21 protein-coding genes and 1 tRNA gene are annotated in these 16,060 nt (G+C 68.7%); 18 read left to right on the top strand and 4 right to left on the bottom strand.

Annotated elements, in window-relative coordinates; all coding sequences use genetic code 11:
- Entirely contained in the window at nucleotides 1-942 is a 942-nt protein-coding gene (locus QM591_RS08285) for an NADP-dependent oxidoreductase (protein WP_415131471.1), read from the top strand.
- Between the two features lie 54 nt (nucleotides 943-996).
- Here QM591_RS08285 and QM591_RS08280 read toward each other — a convergent pair whose 3' ends face one another.
- Nucleotides 997-1,626: a hypothetical protein gene (locus QM591_RS08280; RefSeq protein WP_415131469.1), complete on the bottom strand. Its 630-nt coding sequence runs from the start codon at nucleotides 1,624-1,626 to the stop codon at nucleotides 997-999.
- Between the two features lie 228 nt (nucleotides 1,627-1,854).
- Here QM591_RS08280 and leuA point away from each other — a divergent pair, with 228 nt between their 5' ends.
- Nucleotides 1,855-3,615, top strand: coding sequence for a 2-isopropylmalate synthase (gene leuA / locus QM591_RS08275; protein WP_415131467.1), 1,761 nt, complete (start codon nucleotides 1,855-1,857; stop codon nucleotides 3,613-3,615).
- A 37-nt stretch (nucleotides 3,616-3,652) separates the two neighbouring features.
- Here leuA and QM591_RS08270 read toward each other — a convergent pair whose 3' ends face one another.
- On the bottom strand, nucleotides 3,653-4,339 hold the full coding sequence (locus QM591_RS08270) for a trimeric intracellular cation channel family protein (RefSeq protein ID WP_415131465.1): 687 nt from the start codon (nucleotides 4,337-4,339) through the stop codon (nucleotides 3,653-3,655).
- Nucleotides 4,340-4,393: 54 nt separating this feature from the next.
- Between QM591_RS08270 and recO the strand changes: the two genes are divergently transcribed.
- The 3 genes from recO to QM591_RS08255 are packed head-to-tail and all read left to right on the top strand — an operon-like array spanning nucleotide 4,394 to nucleotide 6,670.
- Nucleotides 4,394-5,122 carry a DNA repair protein RecO gene (gene recO / locus QM591_RS08265; RefSeq protein WP_415131463.1) on the top strand — a complete coding sequence of 243 codons (729 nt, stop codon included), beginning with the start codon at nucleotides 4,394-4,396 and terminating at the stop codon, nucleotides 5,120-5,122.
- On the top strand, nucleotides 5,119-5,940 hold the full coding sequence (locus tag QM591_RS08260; RefSeq protein WP_415131461.1) for an isoprenyl transferase: 822 nt from the start codon (nucleotides 5,119-5,121) through the stop codon (nucleotides 5,938-5,940). Before recO ends, QM591_RS08260 begins: the two co-directional genes overlap by 4 nt.
- A 49-nt stretch (nucleotides 5,941-5,989) precedes the next feature.
- Entirely contained in the window at nucleotides 5,990-6,670 is a 681-nt protein-coding gene (locus QM591_RS08255; protein WP_415131459.1) for a DsbA family oxidoreductase, read from the top strand.
- Here QM591_RS08255 and QM591_RS08250 read toward each other — a convergent pair whose 3' ends face one another.
- The gene (locus QM591_RS08250; protein WP_415131456.1) at nucleotides 6,671-7,174 is read right to left on the bottom strand and encodes a glutathione peroxidase; all 504 of its coding nucleotides are present in this window, start codon (nucleotides 7,172-7,174) and stop codon (nucleotides 6,671-6,673) included.
- Between the two features lie 62 nt (nucleotides 7,175-7,236).
- Here QM591_RS08250 and dusB point away from each other — a divergent pair, with 62 nt between their 5' ends.
- The 5 genes from dusB (at nucleotide 7,237) to QM591_RS08225 (ending at nucleotide 12,648) form a co-directional block, all read left to right on the top strand.
- Nucleotides 7,237-8,403 (top strand): tRNA dihydrouridine synthase DusB, encoded by a 1,167-nt coding sequence (dusB, locus tag QM591_RS08245; RefSeq protein WP_415131454.1) that lies wholly within the window; start codon nucleotides 7,237-7,239, stop codon nucleotides 8,401-8,403.
- Nucleotides 8,396-9,784, top strand: a complete 1,389-nt coding sequence (locus QM591_RS08240; RefSeq protein ID WP_415131452.1) for a deoxyguanosinetriphosphate triphosphohydrolase — start codon at nucleotides 8,396-8,398, stop codon at nucleotides 9,782-9,784. Before dusB ends, QM591_RS08240 begins: the two co-directional genes overlap by 8 nt.
- Nucleotides 9,785-9,786: 2 nt before the next feature.
- Nucleotides 9,787-11,694 (top strand): DNA primase, encoded by a 1,908-nt coding sequence (gene dnaG, locus QM591_RS08235; RefSeq protein WP_415131450.1) that lies wholly within the window; start codon nucleotides 9,787-9,789, stop codon nucleotides 11,692-11,694.
- A gap of 33 nt (nucleotides 11,695-11,727) precedes the next feature.
- On the top strand, nucleotides 11,728-12,492 hold the full coding sequence (locus tag QM591_RS08230) for an ATP-binding cassette domain-containing protein (RefSeq protein ID WP_415131448.1): 765 nt from the start codon (nucleotides 11,728-11,730) through the stop codon (nucleotides 12,490-12,492).
- 83 nt (nucleotides 12,493-12,575) lie between these two features.
- Nucleotides 12,576-12,648 (top strand) — tRNA-Asn (locus QM591_RS08225).
- Here QM591_RS08225 and QM591_RS08220 read toward each other — a convergent pair.
- Nucleotides 12,610-12,966: a helix-turn-helix domain-containing protein gene (locus QM591_RS08220; protein ID WP_415131755.1), complete on the bottom strand. Its 357-nt coding sequence runs from the start codon at nucleotides 12,964-12,966 to the stop codon at nucleotides 12,610-12,612. The genes QM591_RS08225 and QM591_RS08220 overlap by 39 nt on opposite strands.
- Before the next feature lie 132 nt (nucleotides 12,967-13,098).
- On the opposite strand from QM591_RS08220, the gene QM591_RS08215 reads away from it, so the two are divergent.
- The 8 genes from QM591_RS08215 to QM591_RS08180 are packed head-to-tail and all read left to right on the top strand — an operon-like array spanning nucleotide 13,099 to nucleotide 16,056.
- A complete protein-coding gene (locus QM591_RS08215; protein WP_415131446.1) occupies nucleotides 13,099-13,341 on the top strand; it encodes a helix-turn-helix domain-containing protein in 243 nt (80 codons plus the stop codon).
- Nucleotides 13,338-13,775, top strand: coding sequence for a hypothetical protein (locus QM591_RS08210; protein ID WP_415131444.1), 438 nt, complete (start codon nucleotides 13,338-13,340; stop codon nucleotides 13,773-13,775). The genes QM591_RS08215 and QM591_RS08210 overlap by 4 nt, the downstream gene beginning before the upstream one ends.
- On the top strand, nucleotides 13,772-14,053 hold the full coding sequence (locus QM591_RS08205; protein ID WP_415131442.1) for a hypothetical protein: 282 nt from the start codon (nucleotides 13,772-13,774) through the stop codon (nucleotides 14,051-14,053). The genes QM591_RS08210 and QM591_RS08205 overlap by 4 nt, the downstream gene beginning before the upstream one ends.
- A 44-nt stretch (nucleotides 14,054-14,097) precedes the next feature.
- A complete protein-coding gene (locus tag QM591_RS08200) occupies nucleotides 14,098-14,238 on the top strand; it encodes a hypothetical protein (RefSeq protein ID WP_415131440.1) in 141 nt (46 codons plus the stop codon).
- Nucleotides 14,235-14,771, top strand: coding sequence for a crossover junction endodeoxyribonuclease RuvC (locus QM591_RS08195; RefSeq protein ID WP_415131438.1), 537 nt, complete (start codon nucleotides 14,235-14,237; stop codon nucleotides 14,769-14,771). The genes QM591_RS08200 and QM591_RS08195 overlap by 4 nt, the downstream gene beginning before the upstream one ends.
- Before the next feature lie 33 nt (nucleotides 14,772-14,804).
- A complete protein-coding gene (locus QM591_RS08190; RefSeq protein ID WP_415131436.1) occupies nucleotides 14,805-15,107 on the top strand; it encodes a hypothetical protein in 303 nt (100 codons plus the stop codon).
- Nucleotides 15,107-15,811, top strand: a complete 705-nt coding sequence (locus QM591_RS08185; RefSeq protein ID WP_415131434.1) for a hypothetical protein — start codon at nucleotides 15,107-15,109, stop codon at nucleotides 15,809-15,811. Before QM591_RS08190 ends, QM591_RS08185 begins: the two co-directional genes overlap by 1 nt.
- A complete protein-coding gene (locus QM591_RS08180; RefSeq protein ID WP_415131432.1) occupies nucleotides 15,811-16,056 on the top strand; it encodes a hypothetical protein in 246 nt (81 codons plus the stop codon). Before QM591_RS08185 ends, QM591_RS08180 begins: the two co-directional genes overlap by 1 nt.
- The last annotated feature ends 4 nt before the right edge of the window (nucleotides 16,057-16,060 follow it).

The following is a 16,060-nucleotide window of genomic DNA, read 5'->3' as shown; positions in this document are numbered from 1 at the left end:
ATGGCCCGCCAATGGATCGCCCATCGGCCGGGAGGCCCTGAGACGTGGGCCTTCGACACGGTGGATACGGCTCCGCCCGCCACCGGTGAGGTGACGATCCGCGTGCGCGCGGCCGGCGTCAATCCGGCCGACGTCAAGCACGTCCAGCACCCGCGTCCCGGGCTGAGCTTCCCCGTGCCGATCGGGTACGAGGTCTCCGGGGAGCTCGTCGCTGTCGGAGACGGCGCCGTCCTCGCTTCGGGGGAGCGCGCCACGGTGGGCGACGAGGTCCTCGCCTTCCGCGTGCAGGGCGGCTACGCCACGGAGATCACGGTGCCGTCGCAGAAGGTGCTGCGAAAGCCCGGGAACCTCTCGCACGCCGAGGCCGCCAATCTCCTCCTCGCCGGCACGACCGCCGCGGAGATGCTCGCCGTCGTCGAGGCGTCCCAGGGCGACACGATCCTCCTGCATGGGGCATCCGGGGCGGTGGGAGTCGCCGCCATCCAGCTGGCGCGGCAGCAGGGGCTCCGGGTCGTCGGCACGGCCTCCCCAGCCTCCTTCGACCGGGTGACACGCTTCGGCGCAGAGGCGGTGGCGTACGGGGACGGTCTCCTGCAGCGCCTCCATGAGCTCGTCGGAGAGACGCGGTTTGCCGCCGCTCTGGACGCCGTGGGCACCGACGAGGCCCTCGATGTCTCCGAGGCCCTCGTCCACGACCGTCGACGCATCGTCACCATCGCGGCACCCGACCGGGCGCGCGCCGACGGATTGCGATGGATCGCCGGTGCCCTGCCGGACAGCGCACGGTTCCGTGACGCCGAGCGCGGCCGGCTCGTCGAGCTCGCCGCCGCCGGTGAGCTCGTCGTCCCCGTCGCGCGGACCTACCCGCTCGCCGCGGCGCCCGATGCCCTCCGCGAGGTCACCGCCGGCCACCCCGGTGGCAAGATCGCGGTCCTGGCCTGAGGGTCACGCAGATCCCTGCGGGGCGTGCTCGCCCTCGTCGGAGATCCCGGCTCCTCACGGGGCGGTGAGCTCCTGGAGCGCCGAGCGGACGATGACCTTCCTCGGACCGAACTCGCCGTCAGCCGCGTCCTGCCACGTGCCGTCGTCCCAGACGACGTCGAGCCAGACCCACCCGTCCCGCTCCTCTGCGGCGAGGAACGACTCTTTCACGCGGCCGCTCACCTCGCGGGAAATCGTCTCCGCCTCGGCGGCCGTCGCCTCGCCGCGCGCGCCTCCGGTGGGGTCGACCGGAGGGAGGGGGTCGTACAACGCGAGCATCATCGGAGGCTGGGTGACGGTCAGACCGACGCCGTCATACGTGCCCTGCACCGCGTAGGCGCCCCACGTGGTGCCCGCGGTCGTCGTGCTTCCGTCGACGCCGTCCCACGTCCAGCCCGTCAGCGGGATCCCCTCGCACTGCGGGGGAGCGGACTCCCGAACCGCACCGAGGCACAACGAGACCGTCGATCCGTCGTCGAGGACCGTCCCTTGCGCACGCACCTCGTTCTGCGGGAGCCCGGGCTGCACGTCGGTCCACCCGACGTCAGGCTCCGATGCGGCCGGCGAGGCGGGGGCCGCACACGCCGCGAGCGGCAGGACGACCAGGGCGAGAGTGGCGACGACGACGGCTCCGCGACGATTCATACTCCCGAAGTGTCGCCGTCGCGCGGATCGTCTCACACGGTCGTCTCCGGCAGACCTCGCTGCGGGTGGGCCAGGCGGCGCGGAGCGATCGGGTGTAGGGTGACTCTCATGCGCGCGAGCGTTCTCCTTCTTCTTAGCCGCCGCGACGAGACCTCGTAACAGGGCCCTCCTCGTCGCGGAGATCGTCGTCGGCCCGTTTCCTCCGCGAAGAGAAGAAGCGACACCATCATGCAGAACAATCAGCAACCGTCGACCATGCCGATCTCGAAGTATCGGCCGTTCCACGAGCAGATCCGCGTAGACCTGCCTGATCGCACGTGGCCCGACAAGCGCATCGAGAAGGCCCCGCGCTGGTGCGCGGTCGACCTGCGCGACGGCAACCAAGCGTTGATCGACCCGATGAGTCCCGAGCGCAAGCGGATCATGTTCGAGCTGCTGGTGCAGATGGGATACAAGGAGATCGAAGTCGGCTTCCCGAGTGCGAGCCAGACCGACTTCGACTTCGTCCGTCAGCTGATCGAGGAAGACCTCATCCCCGCCGACGTGACCATTCAGGTGCTCACCCAGGCGCGCGAGCACCTGATCGAGCGCACGTACGAAGCGATCGCGGGAGCGCGGCAGGCGATCGTGCACCTCTACAACTCCACGAGCGTGCTGCAGCGCGAAGTGGTCTTCCGCACCGATCGTCAGGGCATCATCGACATCGCGCTGGAGGGCGCCCGCCTCTGCCGGAAGTTCGAGACCCGCATCCCCGAGACGAAGGTCTATTACGAGTACTCGCCGGAGTCCTACACCGGTACCGAGCTCGAGTTCGCGGTCGACGTGTGCAACCAGGTGCTCGAGGTCTTCGAGCCGACGCCGGATCGGAAGGTCATCATCAACCTTCCGGCCACGGTCGAGATGGCCACTCCCAATGTCTACGCCGATTCCATCGAGTGGATGAGCCGGCACCTCCATCACCGCGAGAACATCATCCTCTCCCTGCACCCGCACAACGACCGCGGGACGGCCATCGCGGCGGCAGAGCTCGGGTACCTCGCAGGTGCCGACCGGATCGAAGGATGCCTCTTCGGCAACGGGGAGCGCACCGGAAACGTCGACCTGGTGGCGCTCGGCATCAACATGTTCACGCAGGGGGTCGATCCGCAGATCGACTTCAGGGACATCGACCACGTGAAGCGGACGGCCGAGTACTGCAACCAGCTTCCCGTCCATGAGCGCAGCCCTTGGGCCGGCGACCTCGTCTTCACCGCGTTCAGCGGCTCGCACCAGGACGCGATCAAGAAGGGTTTCGAGGCGATGGCGGCGCGCGCGGCAGAGACCGGTGTCTCCGTCGACGACATCGAGTGGGCCGTTCCGTACCTGCCCGTCGATCCCAAGGACCTCGGTCGCTCGTATGAAGCGGTGATCCGGGTGAACTCGCAATCGGGCAAGGGCGGCGTCGCCTATCTGCTCAAGAGCGACCACTCACTCGACCTGCCGCGAAAGCTGCAGATCGAGTTCTCGGGCGTGGTGCAGGCCAAGACCGACGCCGAAGGCGGTGAGGTCTCCAGCCGCCAGATCTGGGACATCTTCACCGACGAATATCTCCCCGCCTCCGACGACGACGCGAAGTGGGGGCGGTTCGAGCTGCTGTCCACCCGGACCGAGAGCGACATGTCCGGCGAGGTCACGCTGGAGGTCACCCTCCGCGACGGCGATGAGGAGATCGCCACTTCGGGAGTGGGCAACGGCCCGGTCTCGGCCTTCCTCGAGGTCGTCCGCGCGCAGGGCTTCGACATCACGCTGTACGACTATGTCGAGCACACCTTGAGCGCCGGCGGCGACGCACAGGCTGCCGCGTACGTCGAGCTACAGGTCGATGGCGAGCGTCTGTGGGGCGTGGGGATCGACGGCGACATCTCGACGGCGTCGTTGAAGGCGATCGTGTCGGCGGTCAACCGCGCGATCCGCACGCGCACGCAGTCCAGCCTCCTCACCGCTGTCTGAGACCCCGTCGACGGCTGCAGGGCACGCCTGCAGCCGATCACGACCTGATGATCGGGATCGCCGAGGTCTCCAGGGCCACCTTGCGGCGGTGGAGCGCCCGCTGCTCGGGCAGTGAGATATCGAAGAGCACCGCCAAGAGGCGGATCACCGTGGTCACCGCCACGCACGTGACCGCCGCCGCCACGAGCGGCGCGCCCAGCGCGTGAGTGGCCGCCAGGACGGCACAACCGACACCGGCGGCCACCGCGTACAGCGATCCCACGTGCATGATCGCGACGGGAAGCCCCATGAACACGTCGCGGAGGATTCCGCCGCCGACGGCCGCGCACACCCCGACGAAGACCGCGGGAACCGCCGGAAGGCCGATCGCGAGCGCCTTGGCCGTGCCGAAGGCGCCGAACAGCCCGATCACGAGCGCGTCGAGCGCGACGATCACGGCGTTCAGGCGCTGGAAGACGTTGGCCAGCAGCATCCCGATCAACGACGCGGCACCGGCGGTGATGAGATACCAGTTGCTCTGCATCGTCGCCAGTTCGACATTCAGCAGCAGGTCTCGGATGAGGCCACCACCCATCCCCATGACGATGCCGATGATCGTCACCCCCAACAGGTCGAGGCGGCGCTGACCCACGAACCCGGAGGCGAAAAGGGCCCCCTGCACACCGCCGAGACCCACGGCGAGGAGGTCAGCCCACAGGGGGATCACGAAGAGCGGCTCTGTCACGCCTCTATTGTCCCCGGTCGCCCGCATAATCGTGGGGTGCGAGAGAATCGATAGATGCCGACATACCGCGACGAGGTCGTGGTCCTGCGCACCCACAAACTCGGTGAGGCGGACCGGATCCTCACCCTTCTGAGTCGCCGACACGGCAAGGTCCGCGCCGTGGCCAAGGGCGTTCGGCGCACGTCCTCGCGCTTCGGCGCCCGGCTGGAGCCGTTCATGGTCGCCGATGTACAGCTGTACCGGGGCCGCAACCTCGACGTCGTGCAACAGGCCTCGTCGATCGGCGCGTACGGCGCCGAGATCGCGGCGCATTACGACCGCTACACGGCCGCCCACGCGATGGTAGAGGCCGCGGACCGGCTCAACGAGGCCGAGGCCACGGCGCAACAGTATCTGCTTCTCGTCGGAGGCCTTCGTGCCCTGGCCCGCGGCGAGCATGCGTCCCGATCGGTGCTGGACTCATACCTTCTTCGCGTCATGGCTCTCTCCGGATGGGCACCGGCGCTCGGCGAGTGCGCCCGATGCTCCGCCGCAGGGCCGCAGGAGTGGTTCGTCGCGCAGCTGGGGGGCACCGTCTGCGGCTCGTGCGCACCGACGGGCGCCGCACGGCTCCACCCCGAGACGAGCTCCCTCCTGCGCGCGCTGATGGCAGGGGAGTGGGACCTCGTCGACGCAGCGACCGATGGTGCCACCGCCGCCGCTTCCGGCCTCATCGCCGCCTACGCGCAGTGGCACCTCGAGCGGGGGATCCGCTCCCTCTCCCATATGGAACAGCACCGATGACGCCCAAGCCCTACACCCACCGCGATGCCGTCCCGTATCGACCGCTCGACTGGACCGGCCAGTACCCGCCCGACTTCCGCGCGGGGAGCGTTCCCGGTCACGTCGCGATCGTCATGGACGGCAACGGCAGATGGGCCAATCGCCGCGGCCTCACGCGGATCGAGGGACATCGCGCGGGCGAAGAGGTGCTTCTCGACGTCGTCGCCGGTGCGGTTCAGGCGGGGGTCCGCCACTTGAGCGTCTATGCCTTCTCGACCGAGAACTGGAACCGCTCACCGGACGAGGTGCGGTTCCTCATGGGCTACAACCGCGACGTGCTCCATCGCCGCCGCGATCAGCTCAACGAATGGGGAGTGCGCGTGCGATGGGCGGGGCGCAAGCCGCGGTTGTGGGGATCGGTCATCAAGGAGCTGCAGTTCGCCGAGCAGCTGACGGCGGACAACGACGTCTTGACCCTCACGATGTGCGTCAACTACGGCGGTCGCGTCGAGATCGTCGACGCGATGCGGGCCATCGCCGCAGAAGTCGCCGCCGGGCGCCTGGCACCGCGTGCCATCACCGAGAAGTCCATCCGCCGGCACCTGTACGTCCCCGACATGCCCGATGTCGACCTGTTCATCCGGTCGTCGGGGGAGCAGCGGACGTCGAACTTCCTGCTCTGGGAGTCCGCCTACGCGGAGATGGTCTTCCTCGACCGGTTGTGGCCGGACTTCTCCCGCACCGACCTGTGGGATGCGATCGCGACCTACGCGCATCGCGACCGACGCTTCGGCGGGGCCGTCGACCGACCGACCACGGCGAACGACGCCGGAGCCTGACTTCCGCGGGTCGGGAATAGTCCGCCATCGTGGAACGGTTGTCTCCAGCGTGACGGATGCCATCAAGATCGACGTGTGGAGCGACATCGCCTGCCCCTGGTGCTACATCGGCAAGCGCAACCTCGAGAAGGGGATCGCCGCGACAGCGGGTGACCAGGACGCCCCCCGTGTCGAGGTCACCTTCCATTCCTACGAGCTCTCTCCCGACACCCCCGTCGACTTCGAGGGCGATGAGATCGACTTCCTCGCAGGCCACAAGGGCATGCCGCGCGAGCAGGTCGTCCAGATGCTCGATCGCGTCACCGGCGTCGCGGCCGACGCCGGCCTGGAGTACCGGTTCGATCTGCTGCAGCACACGAACACGGTGAAAGCCCACGAACTGCTCCACTACGCCAAGGAACAGGGCCGACAGCACGAGGTCGCCGAGCGGCTGATGTCCGCCTACTTCACCGAGGGGCGCCACGTGGGCCGGGTCGACGACCTGGTCGACCTCGCGGCCGAGGTCGGGTTGGACCGCAACGACGTGCGTGCCGCTCTGGAGTCCGGTCGGTACCTCGATGCCGTCCGTGCCGACCAGGCCCAGGCCCAGGCCTACGGCATCCAGGGCGTGCCGTTCTTCGTCATCGACGGACGATACGGCGTCAGCGGCGCCCAGCCCGCCGAGGCCTTCGCACAGATCGCGCGCCAGGTCTGGGACGAGCGGAAGGCCTCGCCGACCACCGCCGCCTGATCAGGCCGACAGGCTCGCCTCGATCGCGGCGACGACCTCTGGGGCATCGGGCTTGGTCTGCGGACGGAACCGGTGCACGTCGCCCGACGGCGTCAGCAGGAACTTCTCGAAGTTCCACATCACGGGTCCTTTTGCGCCCTCGTGGTTGCGGGCCTTCTTGAGCGCCTTGTACAGAGGCGCGGCATGCGAGCCGTTGACCCGGATCTTGTCCATGATCGGGAAGCTCACGCCCCACGTCACGGCACAGTAGTCGAGGATCTCCTCCATCGAGCCGGGCTCTTGACCCATGAACTGGTTGCAGGGGAAGCCGATCACCCGGAGTCCGCGATCGCCGTACTCACGCTGGAGCTGTTCCAGTTGTTCGTACTGGGGAGTCAGCCCGCATTTCGAGGCGACGTTGACGATGAGAACCGGACCATCGCCGAAGTCGGCGAGCGTCTTCTCGGCCCCCTCCGCGTCGTGGAACGGAATCGAACGGATCTCCACAGGTGAACTATCGGCCATATCGACCACGATATGCCCGCCGAGCTGCCGGGGGAGCCCCGCTGTCTGGGAGAATGTCAAGGATGTCCACCACTGTCACTTCGCCCGCCCCGCTGCGCATCGGGCCCATCGCCCTCGACGCGCCGGTGGTGCTGGCACCGATGGCGGGAATCACCAACACCGCGTTCCGCCGACTGTGCCGCGAGTACGGGGCCGGCCTCTACGTCAGCGAGATGATCACGACCCGCGCCTTGGTCGAGCGCAACGCCACCACGATGCGACTCATTCGGCATCACGAGTCCGAGACGCCGCGATCGATCCAGCTCTACGGCGTCGATCCGGCCACCGTGGAGGCGGCCGTCCGCATCATCGTCGACGAGGGCCACGCCGATCACATCGACCTGAACTTCGGCTGCCCGGTGCCCAAGGTCACCCGCAAGGGAGGCGGGGCGGCGCTGCCCTGGAAGCTCGGCCTCTTCCGCGACATCGTCACGCGAGCCGCACGCGCGGCAGGGGACATCCCCCTGACGGTGAAGATGCGCAAGGGCATCGACAGCGATCACCTCACCTACCTCGATGCCGGCCGGATCGCCGAAGACGCTGGGGTCGCGGCCGTCGCCCTCCACGCGCGCACCGCCGCGGAGTTCTACTCGGGCCACGCCGACTGGGACGCTATCGCGCAGCTGAAGCAGGTGGTCAGGAGCGTGCCGGTACTCGGTAACGGCGACATCTGGTCCGCCGACGATGCCGCCCGCATGATGGCCGAGACCGGATGCGACGGCGTGGTCGTGGGTCGCGGCTGCCTCGGCCGGCCCTGGTTGTTCGGCGATCTCGCTCGTGCGCTCGGCGGTCCGCACGCGGCGGCGGGAGAGCCCGTCGATGCGACGTTGGGTTTCGTGTGCCGGGCCTTCCGCCGGCACGCAGAGTTGCTCGTGGAGTTCTTCGAGAGCGAAGACCGCGGCTGTCGTGACATCCGCAAGCACGTTGCGTGGTACTTCAAGGGCTATCCGGTCGGGGGAGACATCCGCGCGCGTCTGGCGACTGTCTCGTCCCTGGCAGAGATCGACGAGATCCTCGCCGAGCTCGACGGCGACGCACCGTATCCGGGCGCGGCAGCCGAGGGGCAGCGCGGCCGGGCGGGCACGCCCAAGCGCCCGGCACTGCCCGACCGCTGGTTGGAGTCGCGAGCCCTCGACGCGGACGAGTCCAGCGCGATCGCCGACGCCGAGCTGGAGCACAGCGGTGGCTGAGGCGGTGGTGCACGCCGGCACCGGCGGGAGCGTGGGCGTCTCCTCCGGCCGCCCTGCCGGATACGACGATCACGACGCAGAGCGCTTCCACCCCGAGACCCACCGATCACAGCGGGACAGCTTCGCCCGCGACCGGGCGCGCGTGCTGCATTCGGCCGCGTTGCGTCGCCTCGCGTCGAAGACACAGGTCCTGAGCCCCGCGAGCCCCGCCGACTTCGCGCGCAATCGACTCACTCACTCCCTCGAGGTGGCCCAGGTCGGGCGCGAGCTCGCGGTCGCCCTGGAACTGTCGCCCGATGTCGTGGACACCGCCTGCCTCAGCCACGACATCGGTCACCCGCCGTTCGGGCACAATGGCGAACGAGCGCTCAACGAATGGGCACACGACATCGGCGGCTTCGAGGGGAACGCCCAGACCCTGCGCATCCTCAGCAGACTGGAGCCGAAGGTCTTGGGCGCAGACGGCGAGAGCTATGGGCTGAACCTCACCCGCGCGAGCCTCGACGCCTCCTGCAAGTACCCGTGGACGGCCGCGCACGCGGTGCCCGATCCCGGGGGACGGCAGAAGTTCGGCGTCTATCCCGAAGACGAGGGTGTCTTCCACTGGATGCGGGCCCATGCTCCGGGGCGCGTGCGCTGCATCGAAGCGGAGGTCATGGACCTCTCCGACGACATCGCGTACTCGGTGCACGATCTCGAGGACGCCATCCTCAACGGATACCTCGACCCGCGTCGACTCGCCGATCCGCGAGAGCGAGAGGCTCTCCTGACCGCCATCCAGTCCTGGGTGGGATACGGCTACACCCGCGACGAACTGGCCGACGCCCTCTACCGCCTCACCCGGCTCCCCGAGTGGCTGAGCGAGTTTGACGGCTCCCGCGGTGCCGTCGCCCGGCTGAAGAACCTCACCTCAGACCTGATCGGCCGCTTCGCCCGCGCTGCGACGGCAGCCACACGTGAGCACTTCGAGTCTCCCGTGCTCACTCGCTATCGAGGAAGAGTCGTCGTCCCTCGCGTGATCGAGGTCGAGATGGCGGTGCTCAAGGGAGTCCTCGGGGCGTTCGTCGTGTCGATCGACGGGCGAAAGGGGCTCTACAAGGAGCAGCGGCGTGTGCTCAAGCGCCTCGCGACGGCGCTCTGGGAGCACCCCGACCAACTCGACACCATCCACGCGGGTGAGTTCGCGCAGGCCGACGACGATGCGGCCAAGCGGCGAGTGGTCGTCGACCAGGTCGCCACGCTCACCGACCGCTTCGCCATCGAGTGGCACTCGCGTCTGATCGGCCCCGTCGATCTGCGGGAGCTCGGCCTCGTCTCGGGCGACGGACGCGCCACGATCTCGCACGCGTTCGCCCTTCCCGAGCCCCTCGAAGGGCTCTGATCGTGGCACGCATCCGGCAGGCCGACGTCGACGAGGTGAAAGCGCGTACCAACATCGCCGACATCATCGGTGAGCGGGTAGCCCTGAAATCGGCCGGCGTGGGCTCGCTCAAGGGTCTGTGTCCCTTTCACGACGAGAAGAGCCCGAGCTTCAATGTCCGCCCACAAGTGGGGTACTACCACTGCTTCGGTTGCGGCGAGTCCGGCGACGTCTACTCCTTCCTGCGCGCGATCGATCATCTGAGCTTCTCCGAGGCCGTCGAGAAGCTCGCCGCCCGCTTGGGGTTCACGCTCCATTACGAAGACGGCGGCCCTGCCCCCGAGACCAGCGGACGCACGCGGCTGTACGCCGTCAACACCGCTGCCGCCGAGTGGTTCCGGGCGCAGCTGGCCACGCCCGAGGCAGAGACCGCGCGGCGGTTCCTGGGGGAGCGGGGCTTCGACGCGGGCGCCGCCGCGCACTTCGGGATCGGGTACGCACCCCGGGGGTGGGACGGAGCACGGGGCGCCCTCCGCTCGCAGGGCTTCACCGACGAAGAGCTGTCCGCGGCGGGAGTCGTCTCACAGGGTCAGCGCGGCGTCTACGACCGGTTCCGGGGCCGGCTCATCTGGCCCATCCGCGACATCACGGGTCAGACCATCGGCTTCGGCGCGCGACGCTTGTACGACGACGATCAGGGGCCCAAGTACCTGAACACCCCCGAGACCTTGATCTACAAGAAGGCTCAGGTCCTCTATGGCCTCGACATCGCGAAAAAGGCGATCAGCCGGGATCACCGCGTCGTGGTCGTGGAGGGCTACACCGACGTCATGGCGTGCCACCTCGCCGGTGTGACGACGGCGATCGCGACGTGCGGCACGGCCTTCGGGTCCGACCACATGAGCGTGGTGGGCAGGGTCGTGGGAGGCGATGCGTCGGGGGAGATCATCTTCACATTCGATCCCGATGCCGCCGGCCAGAAGGCCGCCGTGCGGGCGTTCGCCGAGGCACGTGGATCGTCACTGCGCAGCTATGTGGCTGTCGGCCCCGAGGGCCTCGACCCGTGCGACCTGCGTCTGGAACGCGGCGATGCCGCGGTCCGCTCGATGGTCGACCTCAAGTCGCCGCTCTTCGAGTTCGTGATCGACCGGCGCATCGGTGAGCACGATCTCGAGTCCGTCGAGGGGCGTCTGGCGGCGCTGCGGGCCACCGCGCCGATCGTGGCCGAGATCCGGGACGGCGGCGTGCGCAGCCGATACGAACACCTCCTCTCCAAGCGGTTGGGCGAGGAACTCGCCGAAGTGCATCGTGCCGTGCTGCGGGCCGCTCAGCGCGGGGGCGAGGGCAAGCCCGGCCCCGAGGCCGGGACGGGTTCGCGCAGCCCGGCCCCGAACTCGGCTACGGGGGCGGGGCCGATGGAGGGTGCGGTAGACCCGGCAGCATCGGCCACGCGGGTGACGCTCGCGTCCTTGCCGCGGACAGCCGATGTCGCCCTGGAACGAGACGCGCTGATGGGCGTCCTCCAGTACGGGCACGCGATCGATGCCGCCGAAGTCGACGCCGCACTGAGCCTTCCCCTCCAGCATCCGGCGCTCGATGCGGTGCGTCAGGCCATCGTCACCCGGCTCGCCCAAGACGATCGCACGCGTGCGGGATGGGCCTCGGACGCCGTCGAGTCCGTGCGTGAGCCCTACCGTTCGCTCGCCGTGGAACTGCTCACCGCCGCGTTCCCCGCACTCACCGAGACCGAGGCGGCCGCCTCCGCTCTGGCCATGTGTCGACGACTGCGCATCCGCGCGATCGATGCCCGCAAGCGCGCGCTGTTGTCGGCGATCCAGCGCGTTGCTCCCGACTCCGAAGAGGGGCGCACGGTGCGCATGACCCTCCGGGAGCTCGACGGGCAGCGACGGGCCCTCGCGGAGCTCCAGTAGCCCCATCCGCCCAGACGAGGCAGGATGGGTCGCATGCCACGCAGACCCGACGACGGTGCCGCCGTCCGCGCGAGTGACCTGTCCATCGGGCGGGGAAGTGGCGAGCGCGTCGTCGATGGCGTGACCTTCACTCTCTCGGCAGGGGGCGCTCTGGCCATCATGGGGCCTACGGGCTCCGGCAAATCGACCCTCGCGGCCCTGCTCGCCGGAGCCGACGACGAGCTTCGAGTCCTCGGAGGCGACGCGTCCGTCGCGGGCCTCTCGGTGCGCAAGGCCGGCCGCACGCGCCGGATGCGGACGTACCTGACCGGATACATGGCACAGGCCGCGGGAGCAACGCTCCCTCCCCGCCTGACGGTGTCGGAGGTGATCGCCGCGCCGATCACGTCTCGCGATCGGCGCGTGAACTCCCGCGCCCTGGCGGTCCGCGTCGCGTCGCTGCTCGACGAGTTGGAGCTCCCTCTCGGAGCAGCGGGGAAGTACCCCTATGAGCTCAGCGCCGGTATGCGACAGCGCGTCGCGCTCGCTCGAGCGCTCGTCCTCGATCCTCGCGTCTTCGTCGGCGATGAGCCCTTCGGCAACCTGGACGTCGAGGTACGTGTCGCCGCGCGTGACGCCCTCCTTCGTCGACGGGCGGACTACGGGATGTCCTCGATCGTGGTGATGAACGACACCGAGTCGATCTCCGAGCTCGGCGCCGACGTGCTCGTCCTGAAGGCGGGTCACGTCGTCGGCTACGGCCCGGGCGTGGACGGCCTGCTCTGGACTCCAGACGGGACCACACCGCTCGCCTCATGACGACGCGCCTGTGCCGCACGGTGTCATCGAGAGCCCGCGAGCTTTGCTACGATAGTCGGGTTGCCCACCGCGAGGCGGGCTGATCCTCGGTAGCTCAATTGGCAGAGCAATCGGCTGTTAACCGATAGGTTCTTGGTTCGAGTCCAAGCCGGGGAGCGACGAGCGGAGCGCCATCACAACGCGCTGCTCAGCATCCGAGAGAACGAGACCTCCGCCACCCTGGCGGGGGTCTTCGTCGTTTCCGGGGAACAACACGCGCGGGTTGATGCCGAGCACCGCGGCCACGTCGTCCAGGTCCTGCACGTCGAACGGGACCTCGCCGGTCAGTCGACGAGACATCCACGGCTGGCTACGGCCCATGCGCGCTGCGAGCTGGCGTCCACTGAGGCCGACTCGGGCAGCGTGAGCGCGGATCTCGCCGGCCACGTATCCGACGGTGGTCTCGCGGTTCGGGAGTTTCGCGATGTTGGTCATGGCCTGAGCGTATTACTTATTCGCATTGCAGCGCAACTTTCCGCGTAAAACCGCACAACGACGTTTGATGTGACACGCCGAGCGGATCAGTGATGCTTGACATGGTTCGCTCAGCGGTTCAGTCTGTTGCCCATGACTCGCCCAACGAATAACCCCGACCCGAGGGTGGCTGGATCTGTCCGCGCTGAGATGGCCCGAGCGGGCAAGAACCAGCAGGCGCTGGCCGCCCACCTGCACCTCTCTCAGCCCGCGGTATCCCGGCGCCTGTCCGGCTCGGTGTCGTGGTCGATCGACGAGCTCGTGAGCACCGCCGAGTTCCTCGGCGTCGATGTGACGGTGTTCGTTCCGCAGGGCGTCGTCGAGGCGGTGGCGTGATGGTCGGTGAGGTGATGGTCGCGGCCGGCTTGTTCCTCGCGGCGTTGGATCTCGGTGACGAGCGGCTGGACTGGTGGTGGCTGTCGCTGCTGCTGGTCGTGGTGGGTCTCGTGATCTGGTGGCTGGGGCCGTGGGTGGCTTCGCCGGAGCAGGGTGCTCGGTTCTCCGCGGTCGATCAGGACATCGACGCGGGCAAGGTTCCCGGCGGGGGCGCTGTGGCATCGGGGGATGCCAAGTCGTCTGGGGGCGTTCTCGCCCCCGTCGGGCCGCTCCTGCAGGTCGAGGTCTACAACCACGGCGACCACTGGTCGTGCACGGAACGGCACCTGTGCGAGACGACGGGTTTCTGCGACCGGCTCATCTCGGCCGACGAGGTGCGGGCCTGGGGTAACGCCGAACGACTGCGCCGCTTCCGTGGGGAGGACGGGCGATGACCGTCACGCTGGATGCTGCGCGCGCCGTGCTCGCGTTCGAGGGCGACCACAACTACGGGACCGATGCCGGTCACTTCGCGAACTGCCTGATCCGTGCGATCAAGGCGGCGGACCCGGTGAACCGGGACAAGCTTCGGGCTGAGTTCCCCGAGCTCGTCGCCGCGGTCGAGGAGTTCCGTCGTGGTGGCGTGGAGTCGCTGCGTGGACTGGTGAAGTCGCAGCTGGATCGGTCTGCCGCCGGCCTCGACTTCGGCCGGTTCGCCGGGGTGTCGTCGTGAGGGCGCCGAAGGTCCGGGCCCCGCACCTGGGGGAGCCGCGGCCTGTGCGTGCTCGTCGCGTGGTGGTGGGTGCTGTGCGTCTCGTGTTCGTGCGGGATGAGGCGGAGCATGCCGCGTTCATCGCGGCGACGGTGACCGGGCTGATCGCTGTGGCAGCGCTCGTCGTGGGGCTGGTGGTGTCATGACCCGGTTCATCGGCATCGACTTCTCGACGGTCTCGACGGGCGTCGCGATCCATGACGCGAACGGGTGGACCACCGTGACCGTGAAGTCGAAGGCGCCGCGCGCGGAGACCGATGCGGCGTTCTACGAGCGGATGGTCGCGTTCACCGCCGAGGTGCTCGCGGTGATCGCCCCGCGCGTGGAGGACGTGATCGCGATGGAGTCCACGTTCCGAGGCTCGGGGCGCGCGGAGGCGCGCCTGCACTACGCGTGGCATCGGCTCCGGGAGACCCTGGCGCGCCGGTGGGGCTGCGTCGTCGCGGTCGAGCTCTCGCCGTCGACGGTGAAGAAGCTCGCGACGGGTAACGGAGGCCGCGCGTCGGGGAAGCCGGAGGTGTTGGCGGCAACGCGCGCCCTGCTCGGCCTTGACCTGGGCAAACGCGACGACGAAGCCGACGCGGTGTGGCTCGCGGTCGGCGCGTCCATCCGCCACGGCGAGCCCGTGATCGATCTTCCGGCGGGGCACTTCTCGCCGGGCTGGAAGTCCGCCGCGTAGAGGGCGCGGCGGGGAACAGGGAAGAGGAACCCAATGGCTGACATCAACCCGACGTCGTTCAAGAACGGCGTCCCGAAGGGTGAGCGCAACGCGTTCTTCGGGATCGAGGAGCAGATCATGGCCGCGCCCGGCGACACGATCGTCGCGGTCGTGACGTACGAGGTCGCGAAGATCGTGCACGAGGAGATCGAGGACGTGAAGTACCCGGTCGTCGAGATCAAGCACATCGAGATCCTCGGCGACGAGAAGGCGAAGGCGGCCGCGGTGAAGCTGCGGGACGCGGCGTACAAGGCGCGCACGGGTCAGAACGCGCTGGACCTCGGGGGTGACTTCTGATGCCCACCGGGTACACGGCCCCGCTGTACGAGGGCAAGGACATCACGTTCGAGCAGTTCGCGTTGCGTTGTTCGCGGGCGATGGGCGCCGCGATCATGCAGCGCGACGAGGACCCCGACGTCGAGATCCGGTTGCGGGAGGTCAGCGACCACGAGCAGCGGCGTGTGGATGAGGCGCGCGCGGCTCTGGATGACGCGCAGTCCCGCACCGATGAGGAGTGGGCGGCGCAACAGGCGGCGCGGATCGAGGAGGCGACGAAAGTCGACGACGAGTGGATCGAGCGGACCGACGGCATCCACGAGCGCTACCAGGCGATGCGGCGGAAGGTCGTCGCGTGGGTGCCGCCGACCGAGGAGCACGAAGGCCTGAAGAAGTTCATGCTCGATCAGCTCGACGAGTCGGAGAAGTTCGACGTCGGATCCCCGTTGGAGCGCCGGCGGATGCCGGTGCCGGAGGAGTTGCCGGTTGACGTCTACAAGGCGAACGAGCTGAGTCGCCTCGCGGACCAGTTCGCGCGCGCTGCCCGTGACCTCGCTGAGGAGCACGAGCGGGTGCGTTCGCAGAACGCGTGGGTCACTGCCCTGCGTGACTCGCTGCGCGAACACGCTGAGCGGGAATCCCTCGCGGAACAGATGGGCGTGGACAAGGCGGTCAAGGCGATGGCCGCGTTCGCCCGCGTCATGAGCGGGGAGGTGGCGGACTGATGCGCGCGCGTCACTATGCCGCGCCGCGGCCGACCGTGGTGGAGCGGGAGCGGATCGAGCGCAAGCTGCGCCCGTCGGCTCGGGACCTGTTCCCGGTGCTGCGGACTCGCCTGCTCGAGTCCCGCCCGATCATCGGTGACCAGAAGCCGCGGCGTGGTGCTGACGGCATCCGGACGACGCTGCTTCCGGTGTACGGGAAGCCGACGTTCCGGAACGTGGTCGACGAGAACGGGCGGCTGGTCTGATGTC

It is taken from the genome of Microbacterium sp., from assembly GCF_047607225.1.
Lineage (GTDB): Bacteria > Actinomycetota > Actinomycetes > Actinomycetales > Microbacteriaceae > Microbacterium.
Note: the sequence above shows the minus strand (reverse complement) of the source record. Positions and strands in the feature narration are given on the sequence as shown.

Coding starts and splice junctions, on each gene's coding strand:
- QM591_RS08285 (WP_415131471.1), top strand. CDS start 1: ATGGCCCGCCAATGGATCGCCCATCGGCCGGGAGGCCCTGAGACGTGG.
- QM591_RS08280 (WP_415131469.1), bottom strand. CDS start 1,626: ATGAATCGTCGCGGAGCCGTCGTCGTCGCCACTCTCGCCCTGGTCGTC.
- leuA (WP_415131467.1), top strand. CDS start 1,855: ATGCAGAACAATCAGCAACCGTCGACCATGCCGATCTCGAAGTATCGG.
- recO (WP_415131463.1), top strand. CDS start 4,394: ATGCCGACATACCGCGACGAGGTCGTGGTCCTGCGCACCCACAAACTC.
- QM591_RS08260 (WP_415131461.1), top strand. CDS start 5,119: ATGACGCCCAAGCCCTACACCCACCGCGATGCCGTCCCGTATCGACCG.
- QM591_RS08250 (WP_415131456.1), bottom strand. CDS start 7,174: ATGGCCGATAGTTCACCTGTGGAGATCCGTTCGATTCCGTTCCACGAC.
- dusB (WP_415131454.1), top strand. CDS start 7,237: ATGTCCACCACTGTCACTTCGCCCGCCCCGCTGCGCATCGGGCCCATC.
- QM591_RS08230 (WP_415131448.1), top strand. CDS start 11,728: ATGCCACGCAGACCCGACGACGGTGCCGCCGTCCGCGCGAGTGACCTG.
- QM591_RS08220 (WP_415131755.1), bottom strand. CDS start 12,966: ATGACCAACATCGCGAAACTCCCGAACCGCGAGACCACCGTCGGATAC.
- QM591_RS08215 (WP_415131446.1), top strand. CDS start 13,099: ATGACTCGCCCAACGAATAACCCCGACCCGAGGGTGGCTGGATCTGTC.
- QM591_RS08205 (WP_415131442.1), top strand. CDS start 13,772: ATGACCGTCACGCTGGATGCTGCGCGCGCCGTGCTCGCGTTCGAGGGC.
- QM591_RS08195 (WP_415131438.1), top strand. CDS start 14,235: ATGACCCGGTTCATCGGCATCGACTTCTCGACGGTCTCGACGGGCGTC.
- QM591_RS08190 (WP_415131436.1), top strand. CDS start 14,805: ATGGCTGACATCAACCCGACGTCGTTCAAGAACGGCGTCCCGAAGGGT.
- QM591_RS08185 (WP_415131434.1), top strand. CDS start 15,107: ATGCCCACCGGGTACACGGCCCCGCTGTACGAGGGCAAGGACATCACG.
- QM591_RS08180 (WP_415131432.1), top strand. CDS start 15,811: ATGCGCGCGCGTCACTATGCCGCGCCGCGGCCGACCGTGGTGGAGCGG.